Origin of the sequence: Sporosarcina sp. YIM B06819, from assembly GCF_033485175.1 — a bacterium.
In the GTDB taxonomy this organism is placed as follows: Bacteria; Bacillota; Bacilli; order Bacillales_A; family Planococcaceae; genus Sporosarcina.
Genome location: NZ_JAWLIQ010000014.1, coordinates 1 through 13,323 on the forward strand (window position 1 = coordinate 1; position 13,323 = coordinate 13,323).

At 40.2% G+C, this 13,323-nt stretch carries 11 protein-coding genes; 4 read left to right on the forward strand and 7 right to left on the reverse strand.

The features are described from left to right. Positions 1 to 372: 372 nt before the first annotated feature. The 7 genes from R2B72_RS10705 to dnaA form a co-directional block, all read right to left on the reverse strand. Positions 373 to 1,479, reverse strand: a complete 1,107-nt coding sequence (locus tag R2B72_RS10705; RefSeq protein ID WP_318616521.1) for an HD-GYP domain-containing protein — start codon at positions 1,477 to 1,479, stop codon at positions 373 to 375. 116 nt (positions 1,480 to 1,595) lie between these two features. Further along, complete coding sequence (gene gyrA / locus R2B72_RS10710; protein WP_318616522.1) at positions 1,596 to 4,136, reverse strand: DNA gyrase subunit A; 2,541 nt, start codon at positions 4,134 to 4,136, stop codon at positions 1,596 to 1,598. Between the two features lie 30 nt (positions 4,137 to 4,166). Further along, a complete protein-coding gene (gene gyrB / locus R2B72_RS10715) occupies positions 4,167 to 6,089 on the reverse strand; it encodes a DNA topoisomerase (ATP-hydrolyzing) subunit B (RefSeq protein ID WP_318616677.1) in 1,923 nt (640 codons plus the stop codon). A gap of 89 nt (positions 6,090 to 6,178) precedes the next feature. Next, positions 6,179 to 7,303: a DNA replication/repair protein RecF gene (gene recF, locus R2B72_RS10720; RefSeq protein ID WP_318616523.1), complete on the reverse strand. Its 1,125-nt coding sequence runs from the start codon at positions 7,301 to 7,303 to the stop codon at positions 6,179 to 6,181. After that, positions 7,293 to 7,532 (reverse strand): S4 domain-containing protein YaaA, encoded by a 240-nt coding sequence (yaaA, locus tag R2B72_RS10725; protein WP_318616525.1) that lies wholly within the window; start codon positions 7,530 to 7,532, stop codon positions 7,293 to 7,295. The genes recF and yaaA overlap by 11 nt, the downstream gene beginning before the upstream one ends. 156 nt (positions 7,533 to 7,688) lie before the next feature. Beyond that, positions 7,689 to 8,825, reverse strand: coding sequence for a DNA polymerase III subunit beta (gene dnaN / locus R2B72_RS10730; protein ID WP_318616526.1), 1,137 nt, complete (start codon positions 8,823 to 8,825; stop codon positions 7,689 to 7,691). Between the two features lie 165 nt (positions 8,826 to 8,990). Next, a complete protein-coding gene (gene dnaA / locus R2B72_RS10735; RefSeq protein WP_318616527.1) occupies positions 8,991 to 10,340 on the reverse strand; it encodes a chromosomal replication initiator protein DnaA in 1,350 nt (449 codons plus the stop codon). Positions 10,341 to 10,965: 625 nt separating this feature from the next. Between dnaA and rpmH the strand changes: the two genes are divergently transcribed. From rpmH to jag, 4 genes are all read left to right on the forward strand, one after another. Further along, positions 10,966 to 11,100 carry a 50S ribosomal protein L34 gene (rpmH, locus tag R2B72_RS10740; protein ID WP_239389984.1) on the forward strand — a complete coding sequence of 45 codons (135 nt, stop codon included), beginning with the start codon at positions 10,966 to 10,968 and terminating at the stop codon, positions 11,098 to 11,100. 67 nt (positions 11,101 to 11,167) lie between these two features. After that, the gene (gene rnpA, locus R2B72_RS10745; protein WP_318616528.1) at positions 11,168 to 11,512 is read left to right on the forward strand and encodes a ribonuclease P protein component; all 345 of its coding nucleotides are present in this window, start codon (positions 11,168 to 11,170) and stop codon (positions 11,510 to 11,512) included. A gap of 102 nt (positions 11,513 to 11,614) precedes the next feature. Further along, the gene (gene yidC / locus R2B72_RS10750) at positions 11,615 to 12,379 is read left to right on the forward strand and encodes a membrane protein insertase YidC (protein WP_318616529.1); all 765 of its coding nucleotides are present in this window, start codon (positions 11,615 to 11,617) and stop codon (positions 12,377 to 12,379) included. Next, positions 12,376 to 13,131, forward strand: a complete 756-nt coding sequence (jag, locus tag R2B72_RS10755; RefSeq protein WP_318616530.1) for an RNA-binding cell elongation regulator Jag/EloR — start codon at positions 12,376 to 12,378, stop codon at positions 13,129 to 13,131. The genes yidC and jag overlap by 4 nt, the downstream gene beginning before the upstream one ends. The last annotated feature ends 192 nt before the right edge of the window (positions 13,132 to 13,323 follow it).

Consider the following 13,323-nt stretch of genomic DNA (forward strand, 5'->3'; position numbering starts at 1 on the left):
ACTTAGAAACGTTTTGCTCGAATGCGTTAAGCACTCTCGCTATATTTCATTGACGTTTTGCTGTTCAGTTTTCAAGGTTCATGTTGATATTGTTTGTCGCTGTTATTTCGTAAGCAACTTTTATATCATATCAAGTTACGCTTCACATGTCAACAACTAATTTCAATTTCTTTTTTTGTTGTTTTCATTAATCTGTGGGGCAACGTTTATTACTATACCACCTCCTCTTTTAAAATGCAATACTTATTTCAAAATAACTTTCAATCTCCTACTAACCAATACAACTGTCGCCACGCGAAGCTTTTCTGACGACTTCACGTGGTAGTGACTGCTTTTTGAATACTCTATAGTAGGGATACTTTAAAGCAAGTTTTAAATCAATACTTTCTCTATGGCAATATGACGATTTGTAGTGAGGTCCAAAATCGTACCATCTACACTTTTCTTGATCATTGGACGTAATCTTGCATCACGATGAACAAACACTACTTCTCCTACCTCACCACTGGTCAATCGCACACGTGTTCCAATTGAAAGATTGCCTACTAGATCTAGTAATGCTTGCACAACCTTAATATCGAACTTTCCAAACTCTTCTTCCTTTATCATCTCAATCACTTTAAATGGGGATTCCTTTGCACGATGAATCCGTTCCGATGTCATTGCATGAAAAACATCTGCTACCGCAAGTACTTGTGAAAATACAGTAACTTGATCCATTTTGTCTCCACGCGGGTAGCCACTTCCATCAAGACGCTCGTGATGCTGTAAGATAGCTAGCTTCATTTCTTGGCGTAAAAGGGGGGTATCTTGGATCATCTGGTAGCTATACACTGTGTGTTTTTTCACTTCATTAAATTCATTTTTTGTAAGAAATGCCGCCTTTTCTGTAATGGATGGATCAATTTTGGCCATTCCACAGTCTGCCAAAACACCAGCAAGTCCAAGTTGTAGAACCTGCCCTTTCGGGAATCCCATCTGTGAACAAATAGCAGATGCTAATATCCCAACAGCAATTGAATGGTGAGACATATAGTCTTTAGGATCCGACATATCATTTAAAATGGTTAATACCCTTTTTTGATTGGAAAACTCCTCCAATAAAGGAATTGCTATCGAACGAACTTTTGCAATATCTGGTCGTATGCCTGACCGCCATCCAATAAATTCTTTTTTATAACTTTGGACTGCTCGGCCATACTGTATTTGTATGTCCAGTTGCTCCATCGGTATTTTGGCGAGAATATCATCTGGGTCTACTGGATTTTCTTGATTAACTTTATGTACTTGTTCTTTTTTCACAACAAGGCGTTCATGAATTTTAACCTTTTGCACACCAAAAACCTGCAAAATCTCTATATGCTCAAGTGAAACTTCAGTATCTTTTCTAACGATTGGATAGATTGTGTTTACGAAAATATCTTCACTTATTACAAGACCAGGACGTAAATCACTCGTTTTGATATATGTGTCTGTCATCAAGGCTCCCCACTTTCACCTCATAGTTCCCTTTATCATACTCTAAACATTTCAATTAAACGATAAAAAAAGTTATTGAAATGACTGACTCAGCCACTTCAATAACTTCTTCATGTTCAAGATTCGCTATCTTCGTCTTTTTCTACGATTGGCGACACTGTTAAATCTTCTTTAGCCTCCGAAAGAGTTTCACCTTCTAAGACTTGATTGTCGTCAAGCTCTTCATCGTCTTCTTTTTCTACTTTAGCAACAGTCGCAACAAGTTCGTCTTCACCTAATCGGATTAGACGTACTCCTTGTGTGCTTCGTCCGATAACAGAAATATCCTCGATATCCATACGGATTAAAATACCATGGATTGTGATTAACATAAGATCCTCTGTACCATCTACTGTCTTCATCGCCACAAGTAAACCGTTACGCTCAGTGACATTCAATGTTTTTAATCCGTAACCGCCACGCGATTGAATACGGTATTCCTCTTCAGGCGTACGTTTTCCGAAGCCTTTTTCTGTCACAACTAGAATTTCATCGCCCTCGTGCACGATATCCATGCCGATTGTAATGTCACCTTCGCGTAAACGAATACCACGTACGCCGCCAGCTACCCGTCCCATAGAGCGGATTTCTACTTCGTTGAATTTAATCAACATCCCATCTTTCGTACCGATGGCAATATTGTCTTCACCGTTCGTCATTTTGACTCCAATAAGTTCATCATCGCCACGTAGCGTTAGCGCAATCAAACCATTTGATCTGATATTAGCAAACTCTGTAACAGGTGTGCGTTTGACGATACCACTACGAGTCGCAAAGAATAAGTACTTATCTTCCTCAAACACTGCGACAGGAATCATTGCTGTTACTTTTTCATCTTTGTCTACACCTAGTAGGTTGATGATCGGTAATCCTTTGGCAGTCCGGCTGAATTCAGGCACTTGATAGCCTTTTGTCCGGAATACCCGCCCTCTACTCGTAAAGAATAGAATTGTATCATGCGTCGATGTATTCAAAAGATGCTCGACGAAGTCATCGTCATTCGTACCCATTCCTTGAATTCCACGACCACCTCGACGTTGGCTTCGGTAGGTATTAGCAGGCAGACGTTTAATATAACCGTTATGTGTAAGTGTCAATACTGAATTCTCGACTGGAATAAGATCTTCGTCCTCAATCATTTCAGCTCCGCCTAGCGTGATTTCCGTTCTGCGTTTATCTTCAAAACGGGTTTTCACTTCTAGTAATTCTTCACGAATAATTTCAAGCAGTTTCATTTCATCGGAAAGAATAGCGCGAAGTTCTGCCATTAAGAGCTGTAGTGCTTCATATTCACTTTCGATTTTGTCCCGCTCGAGTCCTGTCAAACGTTGGAGACGCATATCAAGGATAGCTTGCGCTTGACGGTCAGATAAATCAAATTGATCCATCAATCCTACTTTTGCTTCATCTGTTGTTTTAGATGCGCGAATAAGAGCGATGATTCTATCAATATTATCAAGTGCTATACGCAGTCCTTCCAAAATATGTGCACGATCTTCCGCTTTTTTCAGGTCATACTGTGTCCGTCTACGAATGACGACTTTTTGGTGCTCTAGGTAATGATATAAAATTTCTTTTAGTGCAAGAACTTTTGGCTGGCCATCGACGAGCGCAAGCATATTGACACCAAAGCTAGATTGCAATGCCGTCTGCTTGTATAAATTATTTAACAATACATTAGCATTAGCATCACGGCGCACTTCAATTACGATACGCATGCCTGTACGGTCTGATTCGTCTGCCAAATACGTGATACCATCGATTTTCTTATCTCGTACTAATTCTGCAATTTTTTCAATAAGTCGCGCCTTATTTACTTGGAACGGCAACTCACTAACAATAATGGTTTCTCTGCCATTTGATTTCTGTTCAATTTCAACTTTACCGCGAATAATGACAGAACCTTTTCCTGTTTCATAAGCTCTTCTTATTCCACTACGGCCAAGTATAATCCCTCCAGTAGGGAAATCAGGGCCTGGAATAATTTCCATCAATTCTTCTGTCGTCACGGCGGGATTATCCGCTAATGCTATAACGGCGTCAATCGTTTCTCCAAGATGATGCGGTGGAATATTTGTTGCCATTCCGACCGCTATACCTGTTGTCCCGTTGACAAGCAAATTTGGATAACGGCTTGGTAAAACAACCGGTTCTCTTTCCTGTTCATCATAGTTATTTTGATAATCGACAGTATCTTTATTAATATCCCGAAGAAGTTCCATTGCAATACGTGACATACGAGATTCTGTGTATCGCATCGCTGCTGCCCCGTCGCCATCAACGGAACCGAAATTGCCGTGACCGTCGACGAGCATATATCGATAGTTGAAATCCTGAGCCATCCGTACCATCGTCTCATATACAGCACTATCACCATGTGGGTGATACTTACCGATAACATCTCCGACGATACGTGCAGACTTCTTATGTGGTTTATCGGCGGTATTTCCAAGATCCTGCATTGCATACAAAATACGACGGTGCACTGGTTTCAAACCATCCCTTACGTCTGGGAGGGCACGTGAAACAATGACACTCATTGCATAGTCAAGGAATGAAGTTTTCATTTCCTTACTAATGTTGATGCCTTGGACACCACGTTTCGGCATATCTGCCATGTTGTTAGACTCCTTTCAGCTCAACGTTCCTCAAGTATCTATATTTGTAACATACATTGCATTGTCTTCGATGAATTTACGACGAGGTTCAACGTCGTCTCCCATTAGGTGTTGGAATGTTAAATCTGCATCAAAGGCATCTTCAAGTTCAACTTGCAGCAATGTACGCTGCTCTGGATCCATCGTCGTATCCCATAATTGTGTCGCATCCATCTCACCAAGACCTTTATAACGAGTAATGACAGGTTTTGGCGTAGGCGACATCCGACCTAGGATTTCTTCAAGTTCTTCTTCTTTATAGCAATATTCTTCAGTTTTCCCTTGTTTCACACGGTAAAGTGGCGGCTGGGCAATGTAGACGTAGCCAGCTTCAATAAGTGGTCGCATGAAACGGAAGAAGAAGGTTAGTAACAGTGTACGAATATGTGCACCATCGACATCCGCATCAGTCATAATGACAAGTTTGTGATAACGTGCCTTCGAAAGATCGAATTCTTCTCCTATCCCAGTCCCTAGTGCTGTAATCATTGCACGGATTTCTAAGTTACCTAAAATACGATCTAGTCGTGCCTTTTCGACATTCAAGATTTTTCCTCGAAGCGGAAGAATGGCTTGGAAATGGCGGTCGCGTCCCATTTTTGCTGAACCGCCCGCCGAGTCACCTTCAACGATATACAGCTCGCTTATCCCCGGATCACGTGATGAACAATCGGCTAATTTACCTGGCAAGCTAGAAACTTCGAGTACAGACTTACGACGTGTAAATTCACGCGCATTTTTTGCCGCAATACGTGCTCGTGCTGCCATGAGGCTTTTATCAATGATTTGACGCGCAGTCGTTGGATTTTCAAGTAAGAACCGTTGGAATCCTTCCGAGAACAGTGAATTCGTAATTGTGCTCACTTCAGAGTTTCCTAGTTTCGTCTTTGTTTGCCCTTCAAACTGTGGATTCGGGTGCTTGATGGAAATAATAGCCGTCAAACCTTCGCGAACGTCATCGCCTGATAAATTTGGGTCTGCTTCTTTTAGTGCTCCATTTTTTCGAGCGTAATCATTGATTACACGTGTAAGTGCGGTTTTGAAGCCCGACTCATGCGTACCGCCTTCATAGGTATTGATATTATTCGCAAATGAAAACAGATTTTCGGCATAGCCAGCATTATATTGCATAGCAATTTCGATTGAAATGCCATCTCTTTCACCTTCGATGAAAATTGGATCTTCATGGATCGGTTCTTTGTTTTTATTCAAATGTTCGACGTAGGACTTGATACCGCCCTCATAGTAATAAGTATCAGTGCGCGCTTCATCATCTCGCTCATCTGTAATCGTAATACGCAGGCCCCGATTTAGATAAGCAAGCTCACGCAAACGATGTGCCAGAATATCGTATTCATATACTGTTGTTTCAGTAAAAATTTCTGGATCGGCTTTAAAACGGATTCTTGTCCCCGTTTCGTCAGTCTCGCCAATTACGTTCAGTTCTTCTACCACATCACCACGTTCAAACTTAATGAAATGAACTTGACCATCAAGTTTGACAAATACTTCAGTCACTTCAGACAAAGCATTGACAACAGACGCACCTACACCGTGTAAGCCACCTGATACCTTATAGCCTCCACCACCGAATTTACCTCCAGCATGAAGCACAGTCATAATGACTTCCACAGCAGGACGCCCAGTAGATTCTTGGGTACCAACCGGAATTCCACGACCGTTATCGTCGACACTTATCCAGTTATCTTTTTCTATTGTTACTCCGATATGATCACAGTGTCCCGCAAGTGCCTCGTCAATACTATTATCAACGATTTCCCATACAAGATGGTGAAGTCCTCTCGAACTAGTTGTCCCGATATACATACCTGGACGTTTGCGGACAGCCTCGAGTCCCTCTAAGACTTGGATCTGATTCGCATCATAAGCTGTCTGCAACTCTTTCTCTTCCATTGCCAAACTGTTCACCATTCCTTTCTGAACGTCTAACATCTATCCATTTTCGTGCATTGTAAAAATTAATTAAGTGAAGATAACGGTAATCATTGTCCCTTTTTTTTAGCCACTACGCCTGCCGTTACTTCAAAGATATCTGCTTGTCGAATTGTGTCATGGTCAATCCCTGCCACGTTCGTCGTTGTAACAATCGTTTGAACTTGCCCTTGAATGGTATTCAAGAGGTGAGATTGCCGGTAATCATCAAGTTCAGACAGAACATCATCGAGAAGGAGGATAGGTGTTTCTCCGACTTCTTGCTTAACTAGCTCGATTTCGGCAAGTTTAAGGGACAGCGCCGTCGTCCGCTGCTGTCCCTGTGAACCATAAGTCTGAATATCATATCCGTTCACAAAAAAGTGAAGATCGTCACGATGTGGTCCAACCAATGTCATCCCACGTTCTAGCTCGCGACGCTTTACTTCAAGCAACTTTTGACCGAATATAGATTCCATTTGTTCAACAGTCTGTCCTGAATCAAACTCTTTTAGTGTTGCATAAGCGACTTCAAGTGATTCAATTCCACGAGAAATTCCATTGTGGATTGGTTCCGCCCATTGTTGTAAAAGTTGCATGAAGTAAAATCTTTTACGAATAATTTGTACAGCTACTTGAATATACTGCTCTGTATAAACATCAAACATGACATCATTAAGATCCAATTTCCCCCGATTGTTTTTCAAAATAGCATTACGCTGTTTCAGGATCTTTTGGAATGTTAACAGGTCATGTAAATAGGTTGGTGAAATTTGGCCAATTTCCATATCAAGAAATCGTCTGCGTACCTGAGGGCTCCCTTTTACAAGATTCAAATCCTCTGGTGCAAACATGACGACATTCAATTGACCAATGTACAAGCTTAGGCGGTTTTGTTCTAGATGATTGACTCGCGCTTTTTTGCCTTTTTTCGACAAGATTAATTCTAACGGCAGTCGTCCATACTTTCGTTGAATGTCTCCTTCTATTTTACCATATTCTTGGTCCCAGCGTATTAATTCACGATCATTCGATGTTCGATGGGATTTTGCCATTGAAAGTACATAAATGGCTTCCATCACGTTAGTCTTCCCTTGCGCATTTTCACCAATCAACACATTAATATGCGGAGAAAATGATAAATCGAGTGTTGCATAGTTCCGGTAATCAGTTAATGCAAGTCGTTCAATGTGCATCCGTTTGCTCAGTTAAAATGTCATGTATTTTATATCTGCCAACGCCAGGAACATTAACAACATCGCCATGACGAAGTTTTTTACCTCGGCGTTGCTCTGCTTCACCATTGACATAGACAGTATGTTCTTCTAAAAACCATTTAGCCATGCCTCCAGAACTGATTGCATCTGTCATTTTTAATAATTGACCGAGCGTTATGTACTCAGTATCGATCGTTAGGTTTTCCATTGGACCCCAACCCTTCGCAAATTAGTGTATCCCTCTATTTTAGCCGACTTTCGCTTGGATATCAATTACGCCAGAGTGTAATTGATATCCATACTTTGAAACCTTTGTTGAATAAAAATAAAAAGGATAGTCAAATGAGTGACTATCCTTCGAAGTTTAATATGTTCTGACTGGTAGAATCAGCTGCAAAATAGAATCATCATCCACTGATTTTAAAATGAAAGGTCGCATAGCTCCTGTAAATTGAATCGCTACATCTTGGCCATCAATTGCTTTCAATGCATCCATCATATATTTAGCGCTAAAGGAGATTTTAAGCTCTTCCCCTGTAATACTAATTGCCTCTACCAGTTCTTCAACCTTCCCTACTTCAGGTGAATTTGAAGAGATTTCAATAACTTTTCCTTCGTCTGTTGAAAATCGGACAATATTATTCCGTTCTTCACGAGCTAGAAGAGAGGCTCTGTCAATCGCTTGAAGAAGCAGACGTCCATTGACAGTTACTGTTGTTTTGTATTCAGAAGGAATCAAACGTGAAGTATCGGGATAATTGCCTTCTAGTAAACGCGAGTAAAATAGCACATTTCGAGTTTTGAACAATACTTGCTGATCTGCAATGACTATATCCACAAGTTCGCTATTATCAGGCAAAATCTTATTCAATTCTTGAAGACTTTTTCCGGGGATAACAACACTGAAAGGAACTTCTGGCATTTCTTCAGGCACTGTTAGTCTTCTCGCCAATCTGTGACTATCTGTAGCAACGCAAGAAAGTCCACCGTCTTTTGCTTCCCAATGAACGCCCGTCAATATGGGTCTTGTTTCTTGCTGGGACACAGCAAATACTGTTTCACGAATGACTGATTTCATCAGATCCGATGGTAATGAAAAGAGATACTCGTCTTTTACCTCGGGTAAGACTGGGTAATCCTCTGCATCTGATCCGATTAGATGGAATTCAGTTTTACCTGATTGAATATGCGTTTGAAGTCCATTGACAACTTCTATCGTTACATCATTTGTTGGGAGTTTTCGTACAATCTCACTAAAAACTTTTGCCTGTAATACAATACTTCCTTTTTCAAAAACACGTATGATTTGTTCTCCGTTTTCTTCGGCAGGAATAAACGTACAGATCGTAATATCAGAATCACTACCTGTCATTGTCATTCCTTTATCATCCACATCAATTTTTATACCCGTCAAAATTGGAATAGCAACTTTGTGACTGATTGCTTTCATTACATCACTTAATCCATCGATTAATCGATCTCTCATGATTTCAACTTTCATTCTATACCCTCGCTTATATAGTATTAATGTTTAATAAATTAGTAGTAATAGTAGTAGGGGCTGTGGAAATGTGGATAAGCCACTTATTCCTCGGCCTATTAAGGTTTTCCACATGTGCATAAACTGTTTATGAGCATGCATCCCTTATTCTATGTTATACACAGGTCATCCTCTACCAAGTGCATTACGTACATCTTGGATATCTTGTTGAAGTCCTTGATCGTCTTTCAGCATTTTGCTGATTTTTTCATGTGCATGAATCACAGTTGAATGATCTCGGCCACCAAATTCAGAACCGATTTTAGGTAATGAGGAATCCGTCAATTCTCGTGATAGATACATGGCAATTTGGCGTGGAAAAGCAATGGATCGTGTTCTTTTTTTTGCTGTAAAATCCTCTAATCGAATGTTGAAGTGCTCTCCAACAGCCTTTTGGATGTCGAGAATGGTTACGGTACGAGGTCGCGAATTTGGAATAATATCCTTTAACGCTTCGGCAGCAAGATCTGTATTCATATCTGTATTGACAAGGGATGAATAGGCAACGACACGTATAAGTGCGCCTTCAAGTTCACGTATGTTCGAGTCAATCTGGTTGGCAATGTATAGCATGACTTCGTTGGGGATATCAATAAGTCCATCTGCCTTGGCCTTTTTACGCAAGATGGCAATCCGAGTTTCTAGATCCGGAGGGGCTATGTCTGTAATAAGACCCCATTCAAAGCGCGATCTAAGTCGATCTTCAAGTGTTGGAATTTCTTTTGGTGGTCGGTCACTTGAAATGACAATCTGTTTTGATTCCTCATGAAGTGTATTGAATGTATGGAAGAATTCTTCTTGTGTTTGTTCTTTTCCAGCAAGGAATTGAATATCATCTATTAAAAGTACGTCTACGTTCCGATAACGATTCCGGAATTCGACAGCTTTGTTATCGCGGATTGAGTTGATGAATTCGTTCGTGAATTTTTCAGAAGAAAGATAAACTACTTTTGCTGATGGGTTTTGTTCGAGTACATAATGTCCAATTGCATGCATTAAGTGGGTCTTTCCAAGCCCAACCCCTCCGTAGATGAACAATGGGTTATAAGCTTTTGCAGGTGCTTCAGCTACTGCAAGTGATGCAGCATGGGCAAAACGATTTCCTGAACCAATTACGAATGTATCGAATGTGTATTTAGGATTGAGCATACCAGGTGCTGTTACCGCCGGAGCTGTTTCAATGGGCTTCACGGTTGGTTTAGGTACCATAAAATCATTTTCTACCATATCTTCTGGAACGACAAAATGAATGATTCGATCTTCACCAGTCAGTTCAGATAAGATGCCAGTAATCAGATGTACATAGTGAGTTTCAAGCCATTCTTTTGCGAATGAATTTGGTACGGCAATTGTGACGTTTTCTTCGCCATACGACATGAGTTTTGTCGATTTAAGCCAGGTTTCAAAACTAGGCCTTGAAATTTTCTGCTCAACTTTCGACAATACTTCGCTCCATAATTCTTCTAAGTGTTCCAATCTCTTGCCTCCTTTACAGTAAAAAATCCGTGATATCCGCTAGAGGCTTTATTTGCATTCAGGTAGTGTTTGAACACTTTCTGAATAAAAGGCTTCTTGCATGTATCACGTAATTTATAGAAATGGGGTCTTTTGCTGAATTCAAATAAAACCCGAGGATATGTATTATACACAGTTTCCACTCGTGTGGATAACAATTATACAAAAATGTTGAAAAAATTATCCACAACCTATCAACAAGTGTGGATAACAAAATCGCTATAAAATTATGTGCACAACAAAATCCATCTCATTGTATCAGGAATCGGAACGGATTACAAGGATTCTTCAGTCTTATCCACAAGGCTTACAAATGTGGATGAAACCTTTATCCACAGGCCTTAATATGTGAAAAACGTGTCGATAAGGTATGTGGATAAAAAAAGTTCCGTGAAATAGTATGCACACGGTCATCGCAAGAAATTTGACGAAGGTGTGGATAACTAATTAACATAAGCGTAACAACAAATGTATGTATCAATTTTTTGTTCAATAAAAAAAGGTTGACTTTTACTGTGAAATACCGATATACTATTCAAGACTGTCATGTAGTAAACAGACAATCACGCAGGAGGTGTCTTAAACAATGAAACGTACATTCCAACCAAATAAACGTAAACGTAGTAAAGTTCACGGCTTCCGTGCGAGAATGAGCACGAAAAGCGGACGTAGAGTTCTTGCAGCTCGTCGACGCAAAGGAAGAAAAGTGCTTTCAGCATAAGGCCACTGCCTCAGTGGTCTTTTTTTCTATTGAAAATCAAATTTAAGTGACGAAGTAGGTGTGTTTTATGAACAAACGTCAACGAATAAAGAAAAATGAAGAGTTCCAGCACGTTTTTAAAAAAGGAAAATCAGTCGCCAACCGGCAATTTGTTGTTTATTCATATAGGAAGGAACAGCAGCCGGAATTTCGAATTGGCCTTTCCGTTAGTAAGAAGGTTGGGAACGCAGTCACACGAAACCGTATTAAACGTTATTTAAGGCAGTCTTTCCTAGAAATGAAAGACGAATTACGGAATGATATGGATTATGTCATCATCGCCAGGCATCAGGCGGCCACACTTGATTTTCATGAAACCAAAAAAAGTTTGCAACATGTTTTACGTATCGCACGTGTACTAAAGAAGAAGTAGAAGGATACAATTTAAAATGATAAACTTGAAATAGCTTCAATAAAAAGGCGAATGGTATTTCATTTGCTTCCAAGGAAAAAGATATGATTTGGGGGAACCAATTTGAAAAAGAAGGTAGCGTTACTTTTAATGCTGACAGCATTATCGGTATTCCTAGCGGGATGTTCTGAATTCAATCAGCCAATCTCTGTAGACAGTGAAGGATTTTGGAACAAGTATATTGTTTGGCCGCTTGTGTCGTTAATAATAGTTTTCAAAGATTTACTGGGGACATATGGGTGGGGAATTGTTGCAGTTACAATCATCATTCGACTTGTCTTGCTTCCATTAATGATTAAACAAACGCAAAGTTCGAAGCGAATGCAAGAAGTTCAGCCGGAACTCAATGCATTGAAAGAAAAGTACAAGTCAAAAGATGCCGTTACGCAACAGAAGTATCGCGAAGAAATGCAAAAAGTAATGTCTGAACGAAAAATCAATCCAGCAGCGGGTTGTTTACCGGTTCTTATCCAAATGCCAATCCTTTTTGGCTTCTATCATGCCATCAGTCGTATGAATGTTACGTATGATATCGGTAAATTCCTATGGTTTGAACTTGCAGCACCAAGTATTACGCTTGCAGTAATTGCAGGACTTATGCAGTTCATCGTATTGCGGACAGGCCCGGCAATGGGGAATCCCCAAATGAAGGTAATGATGTATATCATGCCATTTATGATCATGATTTTCGGTTCATTCTTACCAGCTGCACTTGCACTGTATTGGGTAATCGGAAATATCATTTCAGTTATTCAAAATATCTTTATTTACAAACCATTTAAGAAAGAAGAAGTGGAGCCTGTAAAAGTAGGAGGGAAAAGAAAATGACAAGGATGACGCGAAGGGGAGCCACAGTTGAATTGGCGATCTCGTCAGCAGTAGCAGCACTCGGCGTTACACGTAACGAAGTTGAAGTTAAAGTGATCGATCAAGGGAGAAAAGGATTTCTTGGTTTTGGTGCAAAAGAAGCTGAAGTGACCGTAACGGTTATACATGTAGACGAACCTTCCGTCCTTGAAAAAATTGTCATACCCGAAGCGCCTATTATTGATTTGAAAGAAGAAATCGTTATCGAATCAACTATAGTGGCCCCGCAACAACAAGTACCAGTCGAAGAATTATCTGCTGAAGCGGCCATTAAAGAAACAGAAAATTATTTGCAACAGATTGCAATCGGTATGGGAATTGAAGATATTCAAGTCAGCCATGAAATCGACGGTAAATACGTCACTTTCCAATTGGAAAGTGCAAAAGCTGCACTTTTAATCGGAAAACGAGGGCAAACCTTGAATGCACTTCAACAACTAGCCCAGCTTGTTACAAATAAATCAGCCGATCAATTCAAAGTAGTTCGAGTCGATGTAGGCGATTATCGGGAACGTCGTGAACAATCACTAGAACAACTGGCCGATCGAATGGCTGATAAAGCTGTACGAACGGGACGAAAAGTACAACTGGAGCCAATGCCTTCTTACGAAAGAAAAGTAATCCATAATGCGTTGTCGAATCGCTTGGATATCGAAACGTATTCGGAAGGTAAAGATCCATTTAGATATCTCGTCATCGAATCCGTACGATGATATAATAATTTCTCGCGAAGACGTAGCTGTCTTTGCGAGTTTTTTATTTTAATGAAATAAAGTTGAAACTTATCCACATATTTAGGCTCCTCACGCTAGAAGGATTAGCCGTTTTGTGATACTATATTATGTTAGATAGTCATGTTCGAAAATGGTTTATCCACATGTGAATAACTAAGCTAGGAAGGTGAA